General features: G+C 48.8%; 22 protein-coding genes and 1 tRNA gene. 7 read left to right on the top strand and 16 right to left on the bottom strand.

The genetic code is table 11. The features are described from left to right. Window positions 1-18 precede the first annotated feature (18 nt). Complete coding sequence (locus tag F5I99_RS15250) at window positions 19-399, bottom strand: flagellar protein FlaG (protein ID WP_151057460.1); 381 nt, start codon at window positions 397-399, stop codon at window positions 19-21. Window positions 400-501: 102 nt separating this feature from the next. Beyond that, complete coding sequence (locus F5I99_RS15255; protein ID WP_151057462.1) at window positions 502-2487, bottom strand: flagellin N-terminal helical domain-containing protein; 1986 nt, start codon at window positions 2485-2487, stop codon at window positions 502-504. Window positions 2488-2644: 157 nt separating this feature from the next. Here F5I99_RS15255 and F5I99_RS15260 point away from each other — a divergent pair, with 157 nt between their 5' ends. Further along, the gene (locus F5I99_RS15260; RefSeq protein WP_151057464.1) at window positions 2645-2971 is read left to right on the top strand and encodes a hypothetical protein; all 327 of its coding nucleotides are present in this window, start codon (window positions 2645-2647) and stop codon (window positions 2969-2971) included. A gap of 3 nt (window positions 2972-2974) precedes the next feature. Here the strand turns inward: F5I99_RS15260 and flgL are convergent, their stop codons facing one another. The 13 genes from flgL to F5I99_RS15325 form a co-directional block, all read right to left on the bottom strand. Beyond that, on the bottom strand, window positions 2975-4825 hold the full coding sequence (gene flgL, locus F5I99_RS15265; RefSeq protein ID WP_151057466.1) for a flagellar hook-associated protein FlgL: 1851 nt from the start codon (window positions 4823-4825) through the stop codon (window positions 2975-2977). 12 nt (window positions 4826-4837) lie between these two features. Continuing rightward, on the bottom strand, window positions 4838-6847 hold the full coding sequence (flgK, locus tag F5I99_RS15270) for a flagellar hook-associated protein FlgK (RefSeq protein WP_151057468.1): 2010 nt from the start codon (window positions 6845-6847) through the stop codon (window positions 4838-4840). A 57-nt stretch (window positions 6848-6904) separates the two neighbouring features. Beyond that, window positions 6905-7930: a flagellar assembly peptidoglycan hydrolase FlgJ gene (gene flgJ, locus F5I99_RS15275; RefSeq protein ID WP_151057470.1), complete on the bottom strand. Its 1026-nt coding sequence runs from the start codon at window positions 7928-7930 to the stop codon at window positions 6905-6907. A 1-nt stretch (window position 7931) separates the two neighbouring features. Next, complete coding sequence (locus F5I99_RS15280) at window positions 7932-9038, bottom strand: flagellar basal body P-ring protein FlgI (RefSeq protein ID WP_151057472.1); 1107 nt, start codon at window positions 9036-9038, stop codon at window positions 7932-7934. Window positions 9039-9050: 12 nt separating this feature from the next. Further along, window positions 9051-9731, bottom strand: coding sequence for a flagellar basal body L-ring protein FlgH (flgH, locus tag F5I99_RS15285; protein ID WP_151057474.1), 681 nt, complete (start codon window positions 9729-9731; stop codon window positions 9051-9053). Window positions 9732-9757: 26 nt separating this feature from the next. Further along, a complete protein-coding gene (flgG, locus tag F5I99_RS15290) occupies window positions 9758-10543 on the bottom strand; it encodes a flagellar basal-body rod protein FlgG (protein ID WP_151057476.1) in 786 nt (261 codons plus the stop codon). 18 nt (window positions 10544-10561) lie between these two features. Then, window positions 10562-11305: a flagellar basal-body rod protein FlgF gene (gene flgF, locus F5I99_RS15295; protein ID WP_151057478.1), complete on the bottom strand. Its 744-nt coding sequence runs from the start codon at window positions 11303-11305 to the stop codon at window positions 10562-10564. A gap of 278 nt (window positions 11306-11583) precedes the next feature. Further along, the gene (locus F5I99_RS15300; RefSeq protein WP_151057480.1) at window positions 11584-13551 is read right to left on the bottom strand and encodes a flagellar hook-basal body complex protein; all 1968 of its coding nucleotides are present in this window, start codon (window positions 13549-13551) and stop codon (window positions 11584-11586) included. Window positions 13552-13565: 14 nt separating this feature from the next. Next, complete coding sequence (locus F5I99_RS15305) at window positions 13566-14237, bottom strand: flagellar hook assembly protein FlgD (protein WP_151057482.1); 672 nt, start codon at window positions 14235-14237, stop codon at window positions 13566-13568. Window positions 14238-14259: 22 nt separating this feature from the next. Further along, the gene (gene flgC, locus F5I99_RS15310) at window positions 14260-14694 is read right to left on the bottom strand and encodes a flagellar basal body rod protein FlgC (RefSeq protein WP_151057483.1); all 435 of its coding nucleotides are present in this window, start codon (window positions 14692-14694) and stop codon (window positions 14260-14262) included. 2 nt (window positions 14695-14696) lie between these two features. Continuing rightward, window positions 14697-15101 (bottom strand): flagellar basal body rod protein FlgB, encoded by a 405-nt coding sequence (gene flgB / locus F5I99_RS15315; RefSeq protein WP_151057486.1) that lies wholly within the window; start codon window positions 15099-15101, stop codon window positions 14697-14699. 148 nt (window positions 15102-15249) lie between these two features. Further along, complete coding sequence (locus F5I99_RS15320) at window positions 15250-16089, bottom strand: CheR family methyltransferase (protein WP_151057488.1); 840 nt, start codon at window positions 16087-16089, stop codon at window positions 15250-15252. A 20-nt stretch (window positions 16090-16109) separates the two neighbouring features. Beyond that, complete coding sequence (locus tag F5I99_RS15325) at window positions 16110-17048, bottom strand: chemotaxis protein CheV (protein ID WP_151057490.1); 939 nt, start codon at window positions 17046-17048, stop codon at window positions 16110-16112. A gap of 62 nt (window positions 17049-17110) precedes the next feature. Here F5I99_RS15325 and flgA point away from each other — a divergent pair, with 62 nt between their 5' ends. The 4 genes from flgA to F5I99_RS15345 all read left to right on the top strand — a co-directional run bounded on the left by flgA (window position 17111) and on the right by F5I99_RS15345 (window position 18881). Continuing rightward, window positions 17111-17809: a flagellar basal body P-ring formation chaperone FlgA gene (gene flgA, locus F5I99_RS15330; protein WP_151057492.1), complete on the top strand. Its 699-nt coding sequence runs from the start codon at window positions 17111-17113 to the stop codon at window positions 17807-17809. A 135-nt stretch (window positions 17810-17944) separates the two neighbouring features. Continuing rightward, the gene (flgM, locus tag F5I99_RS15335; RefSeq protein ID WP_151057494.1) at window positions 17945-18256 is read left to right on the top strand and encodes a flagellar biosynthesis anti-sigma factor FlgM; all 312 of its coding nucleotides are present in this window, start codon (window positions 17945-17947) and stop codon (window positions 18254-18256) included. 8 nt (window positions 18257-18264) lie between these two features. Continuing rightward, window positions 18265-18750, top strand: coding sequence for a flagellar protein FlgN (flgN, locus tag F5I99_RS15340; protein ID WP_151057496.1), 486 nt, complete (start codon window positions 18265-18267; stop codon window positions 18748-18750). Window positions 18751-18805: 55 nt separating this feature from the next. Then, window positions 18806-18881 (top strand) — tRNA-Arg (locus F5I99_RS15345). On the opposite strand, the gene F5I99_RS15350 is transcribed toward F5I99_RS15345, so the two are convergent. Further along, window positions 18841-20046 (bottom strand): cytochrome-c peroxidase, encoded by a 1206-nt coding sequence (locus tag F5I99_RS15350; RefSeq protein ID WP_151059254.1) that lies wholly within the window; start codon window positions 20044-20046, stop codon window positions 18841-18843. The two genes, F5I99_RS15345 and F5I99_RS15350, sit on opposite strands and share 41 nt — an antisense overlap. A gap of 180 nt (window positions 20047-20226) precedes the next feature. Between F5I99_RS15350 and F5I99_RS15355 the strand changes: the two genes are divergently transcribed. Beyond that, entirely contained in the window at window positions 20227-21501 is a 1275-nt protein-coding gene (locus F5I99_RS15355; RefSeq protein WP_151057498.1) for an imelysin family protein, read from the top strand. 9 nt (window positions 21502-21510) lie between these two features. Then, complete coding sequence (locus F5I99_RS15360; RefSeq protein ID WP_151057499.1) at window positions 21511-22956, top strand: di-heme oxidoreductase family protein; 1446 nt, start codon at window positions 21511-21513, stop codon at window positions 22954-22956. Window positions 22957-22974 lie beyond the last annotated feature (18 nt).

Raw genomic sequence — 22974 nt, forward strand, 5'->3', positions numbered from 1 at the left:
AACACACCAAAACTCATTTCAGGCTTTATCGTTAAACAACAAACCCATCATACCCTCAAGATGCTTGGCAAACTTGAGCGCTTGCTCATCAGGAAACTGACGAATAATCTCCTCGGTTTCCACATCCATTACTTTAACAACAACCTTGTTCAGGTCTTTCTCAACACTGAAATTCAACGTACGCTGACCATCACGCATCAAACTGTTGAGCTGATCAATGGCATCTTCCAGTTTTTCGACGGTTGCATCGATCATTTCTGGAGACAATTCAGTTGCCTCTACTGGACGTACCGCCACCACCTCGGCCTTACGCGATTGGTCTGGCGCTTGAGGTTCTGCGCGTTTTACCGCGGCATCCGGCGCCAGAGTCGATGCTACTCCAAGACTTTCCACTGACATGGTACACCTCCAAATAATTAAGCGCTGTTTCCGCGCCTTTAAAGTAAAATGCCGCCCGGTGAAGCGGGCGGCATTTTTCCGGGTTCACTTATTCAGTATAGCTTACTGAAGCAGTGACAGCACCTGCTGCGGCTGAGCATTGGCCTGGGCCAGCATCGCTGTACCGGCCTGCTGCAGAACCTGTGAACGGGACAGGTTAGCAGACTCTACCGCAAAGTCAGCATCTTCGATCCGTGAACGTGCCGCAGACACGTTCTGGGAGATACTGGACAGGTTGTTCATGGTGAACTCCAGACGGTTATTCACCGCACCCAGGTCACCACGCAGGTTGTTTACGGTATCCAGCGCATTATCGATAATACCGATAGCTTTCTGAGCACCCGCTGCAGTGGAAATATCGATACTGTTTACAGCGGCACCGAATTTACCATTGGCTGTTGTATTGGCATCAAGCAAACCTGTCACAGTTGCACCGTTAGCATTGACATCAACACTAATTGGGCTACCTGAATCGGAGGTCAATTTAACACCGCCAGCTGCATCAGCAACGGTTACTGAACCGCCTGCATCGATTGCAGCAGCTAGAGCCGCACCACTATCAGACACACCAGTAGCATCACCAAATTTAATCTGCGAAACATCACCTTCCAAGCGTAAGTAATTGCCTTCGAGAGTTGCAGTCACACCAGTATCACTAGATACCGCGTTAATGTTGGTAACCAGCGCATCAATATCTGCACCTGAGTTGATAATTTCACCATTAAGGTGAAAATCAGCTGCAGCATGCGCACCGGTTTTGGCACTCACATCGATTTCAACTGAACTAAAGGCGGTCGCTTTAACAGCGGTTTCACTGCTAACTGCATTGATAGCATTAACAGTATCCTGAAGCGTAGCGCCATCACCGGCACCCACTTTGACACCATTGATGGTGACATCACCAGATGCCAGCGTACCAGCGCCGGCTGCAGCACCTTCAATGACACCCGGATCATTATTCTCACGGTAACCGAATGCAGCCAAGGTCGCGGTATCACCCACAGAGCCTCGCTCTACAATAACCGCTTCGCCATCATCAGAGGTCAAGGTAATTGATGCGGTTGCATCAGCCAAAGTACCCGTGGCTCCAACGACATCGGTCATAGTGATGCCAGCAACATTCTCAGCACTAATGGTAAGTTTACCATCGTCGCCAACAGATGCCGCCAGGAGACCACCGCCTTCTTCGTTTATCTTAGCAACCAGGCCTTCCATATCTTCTGTGCCGGTTACACTAACTGCAGCGGTAGTACCATCCAGCTTGTTCAGCGTGATAGTCAGTGTATCTGTACCTTCAACCAGCACACCTGTGCCCGCAGAGGTGGCAGTTGTTTCAGCGTAGGTGCTGGCTGTAACACCGCGTACATTGGTGTTGATTTTTTCAATCAAATCCCCGAATTCATCTGTACCACCAGTCCAGGTCTCACCAGTAGCCAGAATAGATTGTCCGTTGATATTGATAGAGTCTTTAGTGAGTGCGGTGGTATCGGCAACCAAGGTTGTTGCTGCACCCATTACATCAGCACTGGTAGACCCCATACCGAGAGTTTTAGCATCCATTTTACCTATGCTGAACTCAATAGTCTGGTTCGCTTCAGAACCCACCTGTAGAGCAGTTTTACCCAAAGATCCATCCAGAATATTCTGACCATTGAAAGAGGTGGTTTCAGCGATACGATCCAACTCGGAGACCAGCTGTTTAACCTCGGCATTCAATGTAGAACGGTTACCTTCAGAGTAGGTTCCGTTGGCAGACTGGATGGACAGTTCACGCATACGCTGCAGAATGTTGGTAGACTCTTCCAGTGCGCCTTCAGCGGTCTGGATCATGGAGATACCATCATTGGCGTTACGAACAGCCTGGTCCAGGCCTCGGATCTGTGAACTCATGCGGTTAGAAATTGCCAGACCGGCCGCATCATCTTTAGCACCGTTGATGCGTTTACCACTGGTCAAGCGTTCCATCGCTGATTGCTGAGCACTCTGTGATTTAGACAGTTGATTCTGCGCATTCAGCGACATAATGTTTGAATTAATTACCATAGACATGACTGTATCTCCTGAGTTAAGAGCAGTGGTAACATGCCACTGATTCTATAAACGTTCCGCTTCAGCTTTATGCCTTTGCAGCGTCTGATAGTGTTATCGCCCGACTCTGACTGTTCTTTAGTATTTTTTTAACAAGTTTTTAATTGAGCCAAAATTTATGAAGCCTTTAGCGCAATTAGCCCAAGAACTCTGCCAACTCACTGATGCCGCCGTGAACTGCTGTAAAAACGAAGACTGGCAAAAGCTGGAGCTGTATCAGGAACAACGCGCCGTTGTTCTGCAGCAACTAAGAGAGCTGGTTGAACAACAACCCCGTCTGGATGAGCAAACTGCGGCAGAATTCCAAGAGGCTATGCTATCTACCCGTGCAGCGGATCAAATGATTCAGGCGCGGGTTAAGCAGGTACGCCAGATCCTGCTGGATGAAAACTCTGATCTGCTGAAAACACGCAAGGCCAGCCGCGTGTATCAACAGAATGATTGAGTGTTAGCGTAAATAATCGAAGAGGCTCAGGTTCTGCACCCGTGAAAAAGTGGCCTGTGCCGCCTGCAGCCCCAACTCAGTCAGCTTGAACTGACTGAGCGCTTCAGCGTAATCCAGATCCTGGATAGACGATAAGGCACTCTTGGTAAACAACTTAAAGTCGCCATTGGACTCAGCCACACTGTCCAGCGCATTTAAACGCGATCCCAACAGGGTTCGTGATTCGATATTACGACTGGCCGCTGCCTCAAAATCCTCCAAAGCACGCGCAATATTTTCGCTGAATTCTGACTGGGTAGTCGGCGTAAGCGGCTGCTCCAGCAAATCGGCAAGATCCATGGCTATATCCAGCAGGTTTTTCTGCTGATCCGTAACCCGTATTTCCGTAGCGGCTTGTGGCTGATTCGAAAGATCAATCGTCAAGCGTTCACCCTGAGTGATCTCACTGGGTATAAAGGTTAAGCTAATTCCACTGGGCGTGCCAACGGGCGCCTCCAGATTAAGAACAAACTCTGTGTTATCGGCAAAATTCAAACCAGCGGGTGTGTAGGCCACACCATCCACCAGCACTTCGCCTGAAGCAGGATCAAACTCTACCTCCACGTCAGTAACACTGCCGTTATTCATCAGAGTAAGTACTTGAGCACTATCCGCCAGACTCACAGCACTGACATTTGACAGCGGCGGTAACGGTGAACCTGCCAATGAGGGCTGCAGCGTATATGCCTGACCCGTTGCGGGTGTATCCAGTTGTAACTCATAGCCACCGACCGTAATCGGCTGCCCATCAGTATACGGAAAGCTCGTCTGCCCACCCAAACTGATCGGATCACCATCACTATCGGTCAAGGTATAGCTACCGGTTGTGGTTGCAGGTAGCGGATCCTTGGAGAAGGCCAAGGTGATATCACCATACAACTCAGCAAAAGTCTTAGCAACCTGCTGATCTACTAAATTAATTTCACTAATACCCATGACTTCAGGCTGGGCGTTGAACGTCAAATCCTGTGTTTGTGGCACATTGATTTCGGCATTTAGTCCTTCATAACTAAAGCTGTAAGGAAACTCAGTGGTTTCTCCAATCGATTGATCCACCAGTATTTCGCCACCACTATCGCGCAGACGCACACCATAACTCTCAGGCGTATTGGGCTCCAGATAAACCTCAAAGGATAAATCACCACGATTCTTCACCGCATCGGCAAAGCGGGTTTCGGCTTCACGTGATGCAAAAGGCAGCAGTTCTACCGTGTCGTTTTCTACATTAAGCCGCTGCACCTGTGTCTCGCGGCTCACCGCTTCGAACAAATATTCACCGGGATCATTAGATGGCAGATAAAGCTCCGACGACACTTGAATGGAGCGTTGTCCGCCATCACCTTCATAGGTATATCGCCCATCTCCAGTTTGCTGATAAGGCTGGGTAAACCCCTTGCTGCCAGCGAAGATATATTCACCCTGAGAATCTTTGGTATTCATCAGGCTGGCCGCATAGTCACTCATCTGCCGAATTTCGGTGGCAATAGCTTTGCGATCAGAATCGTTCAAGGTGCCAGTTGAAGACGCCTTCAGAGTCAGCTCTCGCATCCGGTCAACAGCGGTATTGATATCAGTAAGAATCGTCTCCTGCAGCTCAAGACGACGCTGAGTAACATCAATATTAAGCTCAAACTTCTCAAACTGCGCTAACTCTCTTTCAAGTTTGACAATCTGTGCAGAGGCCACCGGATCATCGGAAGGACGCTGTATACGTTTACCTGATGAAGCTTGCTCCTGCAATCGAGCCATTTCACTCTGGCTTCGCTGCATATTATTAACAGCGTTAATAAACTGTTGTTGAGTTGCAATACGCATGGCGAACTCCTGTTATATGACGCTCAGCAAGCTATCAAAAATAGTTTGTGAGGCACGAATCAACTGAGCGGAGGCCTGATAGGCCTGCTGAAACTGCACCAGCTTGGCGGCCTCTTCATCCATATTAACCCCTGAAACACTACTCAAGGCGTTTTCGCTGGCGGACAGTACCGCTCGACTGGCTTCCATATTATTTTTTGAAATGGCGGTGCGTGTCCCAACACCCGCCACTAAACGTCCATAGGTATCCTGATAGGTTCCACCTTCGATCAGTTGATTTTGCTGCAGGTTTGACAAGGCCAATGCGTTACGGTTGTCGGAAACACCCCCGGTATTGTAGTCAAAACTGAACTTATCGCCTGGTTCTGGTCGATTAGTAATAGTGACCTCATAACCATCAAGCTGAATAGGTTTACCGGCTTCATAAGGTTGGTTTTGCAACGGGCCAAACCCCAAATCCAGCACCTGTGGATTAGCCGGATCACTGATATCTAACACGCTATAACTTAGCGGATCAGTGTTTTCAAAGCGAATTTCCACGGGCGGTGTTAACTGACCTGGCGTGGCAAAACCAACAGCGGTTATGTCCGTCACATTCACTTTAGCAACACCGGTACCCAAATTGTCTAATTCAGTATTGGTGCTGATAGGTGATGCCAGCGCCAGCGATCGCCCACTGGTAACTTCTGCACGCAGTTCCGTTGCCGCATACCGGGTTGGCTGTACCAGAAACTGATCATTGTCCCCAAACCCGCTACGGCTTTCCAAGCTGATTTTCATACCATCAATGCCAACAACAAGTGTGCCAGAAGTGAAGTCAGCATAATAACTGCCGTCCTCTACGTCATCGGGGCTCGCTACCTGGGTCAGGTCTGACATGTCCACCTGTCTGCCATTACTTTCTCGTTGTATTACGAACTGATTGGTACCCGTAAATTTCAACTGATAGTCGGATGCCTGTATTTTGGAGCTATCGGTAATCCGTACTTGCGCCTGATCGAGTACAGCCTGATTTTTGCTACCGGCAGAAATACGATCCTGCATAGCCGTCAGCTTGTTAATGTCTTCAAACAGCCTGCCACCCAGATTACCATCCAGGTCCATCCCTTTTTGGTGCTGCTCATTCATGGAGTCGGCTAGCACTAGCGCAATTCTGCCCAGTTCATTAATCGCAGGATTAAGCATTTGTTCACGATAGGTCAGCAACCCGCCGAGCTTTCCGCCCGTCACCTGAGAAGTGATATTGCTCTCCCGACCGGAAATCATAAGCGCCAACCCAGGCTGTGATGCATCAGGGTCACCCTGAACCGCAACCAGACGACTGGCGGTATTGCCAATTACCAAAGGCTGCCCATTGCCGACAAACACACCCTTCTGGTTATTATCTTGCTCAACAACGGTAATATCCATGAACCCAGACAGAGATTTCAGCAGTTGGTCGCGCTGATCCTCAAGTTCGTTAGCCGGCTTACCCGCGGCAGTTGCCAAACGAATTTTGTCATTTAGGTCAGCTACATTGATCGCAATAGATGTTGCCTCATCAGCAAAATTACTAAACTGATCATTGATGGTCGTGTTTTGACGATCCAGGCCATTAGCTAATTCATTAAATCGACGTGTCATTGAGTCCATTTCTGACACGAACAGTTCTCTGTTTGGTAAAGAGGAGGGATCATCTACAGCGTTTTGTAGCGCCAAAAAATAGTTATCCAGTGCAACTGATACACTGGTAGATGACGATGCCAGCATATCATCCAGTTGATTAGACAGAGACGTGGTTACTTGGGCCTGATTATATGTGGAGTTATCGCTCCAGTACTGTCGCACCAAAAATTGATCGGTAATGCGTTGTATACTTTCAACCTGAACACCGTACTGCTGTTCACGGGAATTAAAATTTGCGACCTGCCTGCTGTAACCCGGCGTATTGACATTGGATATGTTCTGACCAACAACAGACAAGGCGGTCTGATTAGCGGTCAGACTCTGAACGCCGAGTCCGAGTAAGTTAAAGCTGGACATATCACACTCCCGTGAGCATTAATTGCTCAAATATTCTTTTATCTTATCGGCTGAAACTCAGCCTTCTTGAGTATTTCGTCCCGCTTGCGCAAGAATATTTCCACTGAAAATCTGTTCAATTTTCTGTGCGTAAGCTGGATCAGTTGCATAACCCGCCGCTTGCAGTTCACGTAAGTAGTCTGCCGGATTCGCGGTATTTTCTAATGCCTGCTGATAACGTGGATTGGTACGCAGAAAACTCACATAATCGCGGAAACTATCAGCATAAGAATCGTAAGAACGGAATGCCGCCATCTCTTTTGCGGCTACACCATCGCGGTATTCCAAAGTAGAGACATTGACTCGCTCGCCTCCCCAACCACTATCGGCTTTGATATTGAAAAGATTATTGCTTCCGTCAATGACAAAGCGTCCCCAGCCAGTTTCTAATGCGGCCTGAGCCAGAAGTACCTTAGGGTCAACACCCAATTCAGCGGCCATCTCTTCGGCCATCGGCAATAAAGCATCGACAAATTCGCGAGGGGAATCAAAGCGAGCGGGCAGGTTTTCGGCGGCATCCACTCCCTGAGCATGGCTTTGATCAGACGGGGTAGCATCATCCTGCTCAGAACCTGACCGAGACGACGGCGTCTGCGCCTGTCCTAACACGGCTGAAGCCGCCATACCTGCCGTCGTATTCATGGCACGATTCAGCAGCATTTCGGCTTCGCTTAGTGATTGGTTCAGATCATCCCTATCCTGATTTGCGGGAATGCCAGAATGCTGGCTGAGCTGACGCACCATAACATCGGCTAGCCCCAGCGTACTACTTTGCGCCAGATCCAACGTCATCTGCTGGTCATACATATCCTGGAAGAAACGGGTACTGTTACTGTTGAAGGGGTTATCTTCACCAAAGGCGGCATTGGCATCACGCATGCTTTTCAGCATCATGTTCATGAATATCTGTTCAAACTGCTGCGCGACTTCACGCAGTGCACCCTGTTCATCATCACCCGCACGGCGACGCAGCTCACTGAGTTGATTCAGCTCGGTATAAAACTGCGGATTTTGTGTCGCCACGGCGGGCTTGTTATTAACCATGTCAGATTACCACTAACTCAGCTCTGAGCGCACCGGCCTGCTTCAGAGCTTCCAGTATGGCCATTAAATCACCGGGGGCTGCGCCGACATTATTGACTGCTTCCACGATGTCCTGCAAGGAGGCACCTGGAGCAAACTCAAACATTCGCCCGGAACCTTCATCTATTTCGATACCGGTACGTGGTGTCACCACTGTACGGCCGCCCGCCAACGCATCCGGCTGGTCCACATCGAACTCTTCTGTAATCGATACAGTCAGGCCACCATGGGTAATCGCCACGGGCGATACACGCACATGCTGACCGATAACGATGGTGCCGGTGCGCGAGTTAATAATCACTTTAGCGGTTTCTTCCGCTGTCTGAATCTGCAGATTTTCCAGCACTGACAAAAAAGTAACACGTTGCGACGGATCACGCGGCGCACGTACACGTATGGAGGTTGAATCCATTGCTGCAGCCACTTGCGGCCCAAGCAAACCATTAATCTGATCGGAAATGGTACGTGCTGTAGTGAAATCTGGTGTTTTCAGGTTCAGTGTCAGGCTATCGCCCTGGCTAAAACCACTCACTACCTCACGCTCTACGGTAGCCCCATTGGGGATACGCCCAACACTGGGCACGTTCACTGAGATACGTGAGCCATCACGACCTTCGGCACCAAAACCCGCTACGATCAGACTTCCTTGTGCCATCGCATAGACCTGACCATCAGCACCTTTCATCGGAGCCATTAATAATGAACCACCGCGCAGACTGCCTGCATCGCCGATGGTGGATACGGTGATATCGATAGTCTGTCCCGGCTTGGCAAAGGGTGGCAGGTCGGCATGAATCGCTACAGCGGCTATATTTTTTGACTGTGGGTTAACGTTGGCCGGCATAACGACCCCCATGTTATTCAACAAATTCCGAAACGTCTGTGAGGTGAAATTTGCGCGGCTATCCCCGGTTCCATCCAACCCCACAACCAGACCATAACCTACCAGCTGGTTGTTTCGTACGCCGGACACATCGACCAGATCTTTCAACCGAGAGGTATAGGTGTTTCCCAACGCTGATTCGATGCTGAACAGAAGGATAATCGCCAACAAGATGATTTTTTTCATATTCTTATCCTCTTAAAAGGGCATCAGTGCGCTGATAAAGAAACGACCCAGCCAACCCATCACATTGGCATCAGCCGTAGCTCCCGTGCCACTGTAGGTAATACGTGCATCCGCCAGACGTGTTGAATCGAGCGAATTATCAGCCGTAATGTCTTGAGGCCGAACCAACCCGCTGATTCGAATATACTCATCACCCTGATTCAAGGTCAGCCATTTCTCTCCACGCACCAGCATCACACCGTTGGGATAAATTTCCTGCACGGTGACAGTAATATTGCCACTCAACTGATTACTCATTTTGGAGCTAGAATCTCCTTCAAATTCGGTTTCACCGCTCACACCTGCTGACAACTCACGTCCGCCAATAGTTAGCGGCTGCCCCATAACATTGGGGACTGGCAAATTGATATCCGTGCTCTTATCAATACTGGTACTCGACTGCTTGGAAGACTGCGTGGTTTCTGACAGATTAATAGTGATAATATCGCCTACCCGATGTGCCCGACCATCGCTGTAAATGTCGCGGCTGGTTGACGCATGGTAAATAGCGCCATTGATCGGTTTGGGCGTTTCGAAGCTGGGCATTTGTACGGGTGCATAGTAAGGATTGTCTGGCTTGGGGGCTTTGTTCACGCAGCCAGCCAACACCAACAAACCAGCTGTTACCAAGGAAAGTCTTATTACACGTTTCATCACCCTAACCTCTTATGCCCGACTCATTAAAGCTGCTGTGTGGCAAAGGACAGCATCTGATCGGCTGTAGATATGACTTTGGAATTGATTTCATAAGCACGCTGAGTGGTGATCATATTCACCAACTCTTCTACCGCATTGACGTTGGATCCTTCCAACATACCCTGTTTTAGAATACCCACACCCTGTTCACCCGGGTTCAGCACGTTTGCTGGACCACTGGCGGCAGTTTCAATAAACAGATTCTGACCTACAGCCTGCAAACCTTCCGGATTAACGAAGTCAGCCAGTTCGATCTGTCCCAATACCTGCGGATTAGGATCACCTGCGATGACGGCGGTCACCGTACCATCAACACCCACACTGAAGTTCACCACTTCACCAGGCAATGCTATCTCTGGCTCTAACTGGTAGCCTTCGGCGGTTACAATCTGTCCATCACCATTAAGATGGAACTGGCCATTACGGGTGTAGGCAGTATCACCATTCGGCTGCAATACCTGAAAAAAACCTCGGCCATTAATCGCCACATCAAAGGTACGATCAGTAATCTGCAAGTCGCCCGTATCAAACATTTTCTGAGTACTAACGGTACGAACACCGTGACCCAACTGCAGACCTGAAGGCAATTGCGCATCTGCAGCATTTTGAGCGCCAGGCTGACGACGAATCTGATAGAGCAGATCTTCGAACACAGCACGATCTTTCTTGAACCCAACGGTACTGACGTTAGCCAGGTTATTGGAGATTACCCGTAAGTTGGTATCCTGTGCGCTGAGACCTGTTTTTGCGACATGTAATGCACCATGCATAATCTTATTCTCCTGTTATCAGCTCATCTGCAGCACACTGGCTGCAGCACTGGAATTCTCTTCAGCAGTTTTCATCATCTTGACCTGAATCTCATACTGACGTGACAGGGTGATGATCGCAGTTAACTCTTCAACGGCATTGACATTACTGCTTTCCAAGTAGCCTGATCGAATTTGCGCATTCTGTGCCGGTGGCAACGGCTGCAAGTCATTAGTGCGCATTAATCCTTCGGTTCCTTTAAAAGAGGTAGCCGGATCCAGTTCAACTACTTTAATTGCATCGACTAGCACTAACCCTACGGCATCATCACCAACCGGCCGAATACTGATAGCACCATCATTAGCAATTTCAATTTTTTCAGCGGGCGGAATGACAATCGGAGCACCACCTACACCCATAACCGGCAAACCACTGCCAGTAACCAGCTGGTTCGCGGCATTGATTTGCAGCTCACCCGCACGCGTGTAACCTTCTGTACCATCCGGTGCCTGCACAGCAAGCCAAGCCCCTCCCACTACGGCAATATCCAGATCCCGCCCGGTTTGCTGCAACGTTCCAGATGCTCGATTGGTCCCGGGGGACTCGGCCATTGAATAGACGCGTGATGCATAACCGTCACCCATTACCCTCATAGAACGTGCCTGCTCAAAATCCTGTTTAAAGCCGGTGGTAGTGACATTAGCCAGATTGTTGGCCCGGATCTGCTGCGCATTCATATTTTCGCGCGCACCGGTCATGGCTACATACAATACTTTATCCATTACCTCTCCTCTGTACGGCGGTAGACGCTTGCCGCTTTTATCGGGACTACAGGATATATTGCAATTCGTGTGCCAGGTGTGTATTTAACGGAGTAGCTGAGAAGGGAAAAGGTGTTGTAGGAGCCCGGTCTCCGGGCGACAATATGATGTAGCGAAAAATCGCCCAGAGACTGGGCTCCTACAGGTATATGGAACCATGTGTAGGAGCCCAGTCTCTGGACGATTTATATCTTCGCTCACAGGGTGAGCTCCTACAAATTCAGGTGCCTGCTCTACTATTAAATATTCAGAATATTCTGAGTGATATTGTTAGCTGTTTCCAGCGTTTTAGAGCTAGCCTGGAAGTTACGCTGCGCCTGAATCAGGTTAACCAACTCAGTCGACAGGTCTACGTTTGCCTGCTCCAATGCCGCTGAACGCAGCGTACCATTTAAGCCTGTACCCGGGGGGTTAAGAATAGCATTACCGGATTCAAGAGTTGCTATCCATTCCGTATCACCCGCTGGACGTAACCCATCCTGATTTTCAAAGGTAGCGAAGGCCACCACACCCAGAGACTGGTTCTGTCCATTGCTGAATGAAGCCACCATTTCCCCTGTTGGCGCAAACGTCACCCCAATCAAATCCCCTTTAGTATAACCGTCCTGCTGCTGATTCTTAACAATTGAAGCCGATGCAAATTGTGTAGAGTTGGTTAGATCCAGACGAATTTCTGTCAGAGGGTTGGCTGGATCTGCACCACTGATGGTAATTGCAGGTACTTGCGTACCTGGGGTAAAGGAACCATCGCTGCCAAACACATTAATACCATCCAGCAAACCACTACGCGGATTGAATGAAATGAGAATAGGGCCAGGCTCGGTTTCAGAACCTGCACCAGGATCCTGAAGCTTACCAAGATCAAGCAACTCTTCATTATTCAGGTAACCATACAAGCGGTATTTACCCTGATAACTATTATCACCAACAACATGCTCATCCGGATCAGCGATAGCCGATGCAACACCGCTAGCAGTCGCTGTACCAAAATCAATTTGAGCAGCGGCGACGGTATTGGAGATTATCGGTTGATAGCGATTTGCAGCCACTTCACCAACGTCAGCCTTGAAGCGAATTTCGACTTGCGGTGGATTAACACCATCATCATTAATAAAAATGGCTTCAATATCAGGATTACGATCTAAAATCTGTGGTTCACGGGTTTTGATTGCCTGAGCTATCTCTGTGTGTGTCTGCCCCGCCGTTATAGGGACCGTAACACCGCCTATCTCAATTGTTCCCGCGGGGCTCCCTGTAAACGCCAGATCATAGGTACGGACCTCATTTGCATCACGTTTTTGCTCCACCGTCGGGATTAAGGGAGCGGATGTATCAGTAACACGCATCCCTCCAGTATCAGTTTCTGCTGCTTTCAACTCAAAAGAAAGCTCTGTTCCATCATACCGAATACTGTTTAGATCAATTCGTGGATCAACTGCTGCCAATGCTGAACGTTTATTATCTGGGGGATTATCAACCAACTCCCCAGCGACAAAATCCGTAACACTGTCTAAGGTAACACCCGATATGGTAAAGTTTGTCAGGCCAGTTACATCATATGCGTACTGCTGTCGCACAGGACGCTGCTCAGCAAAGTTAAACTTAACGGTTTGCTCATTACCTAAGCTGTCAAAACTTCTGACGGTAGTGGTATAAGTAAAGGAACCCGGCTCATCCTTATTATATTCAGGCAATAAGGTTGATGAATCCGCCCTGTCATCGATATTAAACGATAGATCGATCGACTCTGTGGCTTTAGGTGGACTTTCTTTTTGCGACACTTCCAAATTACCAATTGGCAAGCGATTGCCATCAGCATCCAGACCATAACCCTGCAAAAACTTACCCGTTTTGGAAACGATCTGACCTTCCTTATTCAGCTCAAACGCCCCAGCACGACTGTAAGTTGTACTGCCTTGTCCATCACTCAACTGAAAAAAGCCTGATCCATTGATGGCCAAATCAAGGTTATTGTTAGTGAACTCGATGGTGCCAGCACTAAAGTCCTGCGAAATGCCTGCGACAGTAACACCGGAACCCGGGCTATTACTTGAACCCGCACCCACAACTGCTGTGGCGTAAATATCAGCAAACTCAGTACGTGAGGATTTAAAGCCAGTGGTACTGACGTTAGCTATATTGTTACCGGTCACATCCAACATGGTGGAGGCTGCTTTTAAACCAGTAATCGCTGTATTGAATGACATGACGTTATCCTCACTTACCCTAGCTGTTTAACATCGCTGAAATCGATGCTACCAATTGCTGTATTCACTTTCATACCGATACCATTTTGACCCAGTGACACACTGTTCACGGTAAAGGGTAACCAGGTATCAACCTGTGTATATTTTTCTCCGTCGTAGGCCTCAGCTATCATCTGATAATTTCCCGGAGGCACTTCTTCAGAAGCATTCCAGACAAAGCTGCGCTCACCCGCCTGGGTCTGTCCCATATTCACCTGATCTACCAAGGCTCCCCCCTGATCGTAGATAGACACGCGCAGATCCGTAGTGTTGCTTTCCAGATTAACCGTGCCTGGCAACGCCCCGCCCTGTTGAGTCATCTGGGCTATATCCGTATTAATAAATACCCGCTGACCAACCATCGACGAGGCCTGTAAAGCACTTTGACTACTCAACAAACTATTACTCATGGTTTGAAAGGTGCTTGACATTTCTGCCATCGATTCAACCATGGTCATACTGGAAATCTGCTGCATAAATTCACCAGAATCGGCCGGACTGGTCGGATCCTGATTTTGTAATTGCGCAATCATCAGCTTCATGAACATTTGACTATCGTCATTCCCTTCAGCTTTCTTGGTTGAGCTCTGCTGATTGGCTTGATTGATCTGTTCAAAGATGTTGGGGGTGGTATTAATCGTACTCATGACGATATCCTCTAATTCAAGCTTACTGACCCAGTGTCAGGGTTTTCTGCAGCATCTGCTTTGCCGTATTCATTACATCAGTATTGATCTGGAAGGAGCGTGATGCTGATATCATATCGGCCATCTCCTCCACCACATTTACATTCGGGTAGTACACATATCCTTGCTCATCTGACAGCGGGTGGTCTGGCTCATAGGCCATGCGCGGCTGAGCCTGGCTTTCAACTATGCCTAATACTTGCACACCCTGCCCAGGCACCAATCCAGAATCTGCTGAGCGCAGCTCACCGGCATCCGGTGCTTTCAGTGAAAAAACCGGATGCCGGGCTCGGTAAGTTTCTCCCTCACTGGAGCTGACACTCTGTGCATTGGCCATATTACTAGCCGTGGTATTCAAACGAATGCTCTGAGCACTCATGGCTGAGCCGGAAATACTGAATACATTAGACAGTGACATACTTACTCACCCTTAACGGCTTTACGTAGACCGGAAAACTTGCTGTTCAAAAATTCAAAACTAGCCTGATAACGCAAAGCATTATCAGTATATCGTGCCATTTCTTCCTGCACTTCAACCGTATTGCCATCGACGGCAGGCTGCAATGGGTTACGGAACATCAAATCAGCCGCAAAATCAGGGTCAGCCAACTGCTGTTTATGCCCATTCTGAGTCACTGCCATTTTCAATGGCGATTGCTGATCTCCCATTGCGCCACTCAACGCCGCACGAAAATCGATATCTCTGGCTTTAAAATTAGGGGTATCAGCATTGGCAATGTTATTCGCTATCACCTCAGCACGCCGCGCACGCAACGTTAATGCGTCTGCGTGTATTCCCAGTGCTGAATCAAAACTTATTGCCATGTTTGCCACCTAACTCAAAAAACTGCTTTGAACCAAATAAAGCAAACACTGTGCCAAAAATCAAAAAACCCGCTATTGCGGGCTTCGAGAACTACAGGTGATGATGATCAGATCAAAAGCGGCAAAGGGCTGCCACCCGAGCGGCAACTCAAACCGCCTGATAGATAATGCCAGGGCGGCAATGAATCATTTTATACAGCTCAGGCAGCCCGGATAGAGACTCGGAAGCCCCCAGAATTAAATAGCCACCGGGTTTGAGCTGCTTATGAATTTTACGCAATATGTCGTTCTTTACATCTGACGAGAAATAGATCAATACATTGCGACAAAAGACAATATCAAACTGCCCTAACGTCGAGTACTGTCCGAGCAAATTCAAGCTTTGAAAACGCACACGATTGCGTATTTCAGTCTTGATCTGCCAACTCCCTTCGGAGGATTTAGTAAAGAAACGCGTCAAGCGATCCTGTGATAGCCCTCGTCCCAGCGCCAGCATCTCATACTCACCCTTGCGGGCCTGATCGAGCACTGTGGAGGCGATGTCGGTGGCGACAATTTCCTGGCCACTGGAAAATGCACTGGATTTAGTCTGGCGAAACTCTTCAATCACCATACTGATAGAGTAAGGCTCCTGGCCGGTTGAACAAGCTGCCGACCAGATACGTAGCTTCTGAAAACTTTTGCCATCACTCAATTCAGGCAGGAGTTTGTTTTTTAATATTTCATAGGGGTGAATATCACGAAACCACAGGGTTTCGTTGGTGGTCATAGCATCAATGACCTGCTCTTTAATAGTTGAATTACCTGGTTGATTGAGTCGGCGAATCAGCTCAGAAAGACTGCCATAGCCCTCTTTCTGCATGATTCGACTGAGGCGGCTCTGTACCAAATACTGCTTGTGCTCTGCCAGCAAAATACCACAGCTTTTTTCCAGAAACTGACTGAATCCTCTGAACTCTTCAGAAGTAATGCTGAATCCGCTTTTCACTCAATTCTACCTATCAGGTGTCAGTGCTTATTAACAGCATTGATGCGCTTGACGACTACTGAAGCCAAGTCATCCGGGTTAAATTTAGCCAGAAAACCATCGGCTCCAACCTTTTTTACCATCGAGACATTAAAGCCACCACTCAGAGAGGTATGCAGAATGACATGCAACTTATCCATACGGGTATCACCGCGAACCATTGAGGTCAGGGTATAACCATCCATTTCCGGCATTTCGATATCAGAAATCAACATCAAAAAGTAGTCAGGGACATCAACGTCCCGATCGGCCATGTCTTTGAGTATCTGCCAAGCCTGACGACCATTGTTAGCTACAGTAACCTTAAGTCCCAAACCTTCAAGACTTCGAATCATTTGATTACGGGCAACCTGAGAGTCATCACAAATCATAACCCGGTACTGCTCGGCCTTGGTTTTCATTTCTTTAGTGGCAATATCACCACTGACATCGGTTGAGGCGGGGTAGATATCAGCCAAAATTTGCTCAACATCAATAATTTCGATGAGTTTTCCTTCAAATTCAAACACCGCTGTCAGGTAATTATCTGACCCAATTTCAGCAGGGGGAGCCATAATCTGATCCCAGTTGGTATTCAGAATGCGGTCGACCTTTCGAACCAGAAAGGCCAGAGTGCGCTTGTTGTACTCAGCAACAATCAAAAAGCAGCTACGCTCCTCTTCCGCTGGCACTGGCGGTCGACCGATAGCTTCAGACAAATCGAGTACGGGTATGGTCTCGCCACGTATGTGTGCCATACCTTTGATAACCGAGGTTTTTCGGGGCACTTCGGTGAGTTCCGGACACTGTAAAACCTCACGCACTTTGAACACGTTAATGCCATAACGCTGCGAGGTTTCAAGACCAAATAACAGAAGCTCAAGACGGTTCTGACCGACCATCTGTGTCCGAAGGTTTACACTATCCAATATACCTGACATGATTCAATAAACCTCAAGCCTACTTAAACAGAGTTGCATCTCCCCGATGGAACAGGAAACGCGTGAATACTGTTAATTTAACACTAGTTGCATTGTTTTTGGTTAATTTTTTGGCTGCAACTGCGGCTAACGCTAGAATGCTGCCTGAAGATATCGAACAACAGGTTCATGACACCCTCATTCATGAGTTTAACACACGATTACCAGAAAGCCGGATTGAAGCAACAATTAATCCTGTAAATCCTGCTCTGGACCTGCCCCGCTGCCAGGCACCACTCGAAATCAGCCTACCGTTTAACAGTGGTCAGCGGGTTACAGCGAAAGTAACCTGCCACACTCCCTCTTTCTGGAGCTTGTTTGTTACCGCCCAAGTAAGCCAACTCGTTGATGTCATTGTGACAAGTCGCCCCTTATCTCGCAACAGCCGCATAGCACCTTCTGACATACGCTTAGTCGAGCAGAATGTGATACGCATGAATGGTGATTATTTCACTCGCGAGCAGGATGTTGTCGGTAAGCAGGTCAGGCGCCCAATGGGCAGCGACGAGGTTATCTCGTCGCGCATGATTGAACGTGCACTGGCTGTATCCCGGGGCGATCAGGTATCACTTGAGTCCAGGCGCGGATCGCTGGTTATCAGAACCTCAGGCATAGCGCTGGAGGATGGCCTGACAGGCGAGCAAATACGCGTCAAAAACGAACAAACCGGCATAGAGATACGTGCAGTCATCACTGCCCCAGGTGTTGTTCAGGTACCTTAATAGCCTGTTTTTGCTATACTGTGTGAATTCATGCTGTGCAGCCGCAAAAATATTAAAAAAACATTAAAGAAACATTAAAGAAAATAAACGGCTGACCGATAACTACAGCATAACCAGATTACGAGGTGATTCAGGATGGCTATTGAACTGAACGGCCTGTCCTCAAACCAGACGACAGCCGCCCGCGGCAAACAGGCAGAACAAACATCTGCCAAGCCCGAAAACAAGGGTAATGCTGACAATACACACGCATCTAAAGCGGATACTGTTCGTCTTAGTGATGCAGCACAGGCTCTGCAGTCCGCCAGATTACAGGCTGATGACAGCTCGGATTTTAATGCCGAAAAAGTGGCTGAGATAAAAGCCGCTATTGCAGATGGTAGCTACAATATCAGCAATGAACGCGTTGCCGATAAACTATTACAGTTCGAAAAACTTTTTAGTTGATCAACTCTATGCCTACAAATCTCTATGAACAGTTTGCAACCCTGACTCATCAGGGTTGTTTGCTTTTCAGTTCGCTCCAAGAAATTCTTGAGCAAGAGCACGCGGTACTGGAACAGCGTGATCTTGAAGGACTAAAGCAAACTACCCGCAATAAGCATGACATACTGCTCAAGATTGAAAACAATATTCGCGAACGCAATCAGACATTAACACTGGCAGGCTTCTCGCCTTCTGAGGCCGGTTTTGAGAGCTTTTCCGCTGAGTTTCCTGCCTCCCTGCGTGAAGCTGTTTTAGCTGATTGGCTGCAACTAAAGCAACAGCTCCATAACGTTCGCGCAACCAGCAAACGTAACGAACAGATTCTATCCCGCAGCAAGCAAAACGTTGACCAGCTACTGGCCCTATTACAAGGACAGCAAGGCTCCAATGTGCTTTATGATCCGGCTGGCAGCAAAGGCAATTACGCAGCGCAACGTAGTATAGGTAAAGCCTAACCCCTCACACACTGGTCAGCCACCCCGATTCTCAGTACAATACCCGCCGCGCCTTCTCCCTGTAGTTCAACCGGATAGAACGGACCCCTCCTAAGGGTCAGATCGGGGTTCGAGTCCCTGCGGGGAGGCCAATAAATGTTCATAACGCTGATCCGTCAGGGTTTCCAGAAACGCCACTAAAGCATCTATACGCCGATCATCCAGTCCGGGGCCCGTTTCCAGCTCTTCCAGAGAGATATTTTCAGCTATTTCAGGCTCTTGCCAAGGCTCACCGGTTTCCGGATTAATCTGCATGGACACCTTACGGCTGTTGTGCTTGTTATAGAACAACACCACCGTACGCAGATCTTTGAAAACCCCATTGTGCATATAGGGTGCTGTTACTGCCACATTACGCAATGTTGGTGTTTTGAACTTACCCCGCTGCTGTGGATCTGTCACCTCCGGATGCGCCAAAAGCCCTTCATCCGGTGTTTGCACCGCATTTAATGCTCGCAAAGCCGTATTTTCAGGAACGCCAATATTATGGAACTCATAATTACTGAAGGTTTCCTGCTCGCTACCCGGCAAAGACTGCAACTGATGACATAGATTGCAATTAGTAAACTGCTGCGAAAAGAACAGGGTCATCCCCAAATCTTCTTCGGGTGTCAGGCTAACCTCGCCTCGCAGATAACGGTCATATTTTGAATCAAAAGGGGCGAACATTGAGGTCTGCTCAAAGCTGGCAATCGCATCAGCCGCTGCTCTATAGGCAGAGTCGGCATTGTTAAAAATATCGTTACCATAGACCTCAGTAAATAGCTGTTGATAGACGGGATTTTGTTCTAATCGAGCCACCAGGGTCTGTTTATCTGGCAGTGCCATCTCAATAGGATTAAGCGGAGGTCCTTCTGCCTGATCTGTCAACGTAGATGCGCGACCATCCCAAAACTGCCCTCCCACATACACCCCATCTGCATTGCGGTGAAACGGGGGGATGAAAGCTGCATAGCCAATAGCAGGAGCATTCCGGTCTCCCAGAGATTTGCCATCATCACCCAGAGAAACAGCCGCCGCAACGCCTTCTCCTCGGTGATCTGAAAACCCCTTATCCGGCGCATGGCAGGTTGCGCAGGACTGACTGCGAGTTTGTGACAAACCAGGATCAAAGAATAAAGACTGTCCTAACTGCTCTTTTTTGGATAATGCACCGGTAACCACGGAATCCTCAGCCAAGGCGGGCAGCATAAGCACACTATATGCTGCCAGCAATAAAGCTAACCCACACAGATTTACTACGTTTACTTTTTTCATTTCATTCCCCACTCACTTCTACAGCGCCGTAAAACACTTGCCAAGAAAAGCACTATATACCGGTAATTGGCAGCAAAACATGATACAGATCATGCATCAACAAAACTTAACAACATAGTTAATTGTAACAGTAATGATTATCATATAGGATATTTATCTAATCCAACACGGGAGATCATTATGAAACGTACACTCAGTCTGCTCTACGTAGGGCTCGCTTTAGCAGGTGCCACACACCAGGCCATGGCCGCGGATCCTGCCGCTGTATTAAAAACCTATGCCGACATAGCAGAAGCTGGCTACAGCGACTCTGTCACCACCGCACAAGCGCTCAAGAACAAAATCGATAGTCTGCTAGCTAACCCCACCGAAGAAACGCTTCAGGAAGCCCGCGAAGCCTGGATTGCATCCCGCGTCCCTTATCAGCAGACCGAAGTATTTCGTTTTGGCAACGCTATAGTTGATGACTGGGAAGGCCGCGTTAATGCCTGGCCTCTCGACGAAGGCTTGATTGATTATGTTGACGGTAGCAGCTATGGCGATATGTCTGATGAAAATGCACTCTACACCGCCAACGTGATTGCTAACACCTCCATTCAACTGGGTAATGAAACAGTTGATACAACAGAAATTACCGCCGAACTCCTGTCAGAAACCCTGCACGAAATCGATGAGATTGAAGCCAACGTTGCAACCGGCTATCACGCCATCGAGTTTCTGCTCTGGGGGCAGGATCTGTATGGTACTGAAACCGGAGCCGGTGAACGACCTGCTACCGACTTCAGTCTGGAAAACTGCACCGGTGGCAACTGTGACCGCCGCCGAGAGTACCTGACAGTGGCGACAGACCTGTTGATTTCTGACCTGGAAGAGATGGCCGATAACTGGAAAGAGGGTGGCGAAGCCCGTGTAGAGCTAGTTGAAAAAGGCGAAAAAGGTGCACTGGCAACAATTCTGACCGGTATGGGCAGCTTGTCCTATGGCGAACTGGCTGGTGAACGTACCAAACTCGGTCTGATGCTGCATGACCCGGAAGAAGAGCATGATTGTTTTTCTGACAACACTCACAACTCTCACTTCTACGACGTACTGGGGATCAACAACGTATTTCAGGGGCAATATACCCGTGTCGACGGCTCAGTTGTTCAAGGCGCATCTCTGGCTGATATGCTGAGATCAAGCGCACCTGAAGTTGAACAACAGCTGTCAACCGAACTTTCCGAAACGCAGGCTGCTGCCCAAGCGATTGTCGATGCGGCTGCACAAGGCAACACTTTTGATGTGCTGATTGGTGCCGGAAATACCGAAGGTAATGCGCTGGTACAACAGCTGGTTGACTCGCTGACAACACAGACCCGCTCTATTGAGAAAGCTATCAGTGCACTTGAGCTGGACGCGATCGAACTGGAAGGTTCCGACAGTCTGGACAACCCTGATATGGTTATTAACGGCTAAGAATCACGCATGTATCAATTCAGATTGAATGCACTGGGATTCAGTCTGCTGTTGGTTGCCTCTACGGCAGCCAACAGCACGCCTGCCTACCCGGCATCCGAGTTGCAACCAGGCGGTGAAACGACGGTGCAAGTGCCGCGTAACGCCAAGGCCTTTTCTCATCCTTCAGCCCTGCTATCCGATAATGAACAGATGATGTTCACCTTGGGCAGGAGCCTGTTCAAAAAAATCTGGGTCTCTGCTCCGGCTTCAACTAAAGCCAGTGATGGCCTGGGACCACTGTTCAATTCACGTTCCTGTCTGCGCTGTCACACCAACAATGGGCGTGGCCATGCACCCGACACCCGTCAAGCGGACTATAATGCTGTGTCGATGTTATTGCGCCTGAGTATTCCAGCTGCAACTGATCAACACAGCCAAGCATTGAATTCAGGGCAGTCAGGGGTTATTCCAGAGCCCACCTATGGAACTCAACTCCAGGATTTTTCCATTCAGGGAATTCCGGCAGAAGGCCGCTTAAACCTGAGCTATGATGAAATTCCTTTTAGTTTTGCTGATGGGGAAACCCTGACGCTACGAAATCCCAGCTATAGCATCACAGATTTAAACTATGGCCCGCTACACCCTGACACCCTTTTTTCTGCACGCATCGCACCGCAGATGATTGGCCTGGGCCTGCTGGAAGCAATCAGTGACGAGGATATCCTAACCGGAGAAGATCCTGATGACCTTAACAATGATGGCATTTCGGGCAAGGCTAATCGGGTATGGGATATTGACAGACAAGTGACCACTATCGGCCGGTTTGGCTGGAAAGCTGGACACCCAACGATTAAACAGCAAAACAATTCCGCCTTTCACGAGGACATAGGTATATCCACCCGTATGTATCCAGCGGGATCTGGTGGCTGCACCGAACAACAAACCCTCTGCAGAGAGGCACCGGATGGCAACAGTCCTCACCTGGATAATGTTGAAGCGTCTGATGCAGTCGTTTCTGCATTGGAGCTTTACATTCAACACCTCGCCGTCCCCGCTCGCTCAAATAACCTGGAGCCTGCCGTGACAGAGGGGCGTGAGCAGTTTTATGCGCTGGGATGCAATGCCTGCCACCGCCCCTCCTACATCACTGCAGCCGATGCACCCGAAGGGCGTGCCAAGCAAAAAATCTGGCCATACACCGACCTGTTGTTGCATGATATGGGTGAAGGACTGGCTGATCATCGGCCTGAATTTAATGCCGATGGACGCGAGTGGCGTACACCACCCTTGTGGGGCATTGGCCTGACACAAGCGACCAGTGGCCACACGCACTTTCTACATGACGGCCGGGCTCGCAGCTTGACTGAAGCCATCCTCTGGCATGGAGGCGAAGCTCTAGCGGCACGTAATAGCTTTACCCAACTGAACAAGCTTCAGCGAGATGCATTGATCGCCTTTCTGGAATCTTTGTAGCTTTACAGTCTAAGAACA

The organism is Nitrincola iocasae (genome assembly GCF_008727795.1).
Taxonomy (GTDB): Bacteria; Pseudomonadota; Gammaproteobacteria; order Pseudomonadales; family Balneatricaceae; genus Nitrincola; species Nitrincola iocasae.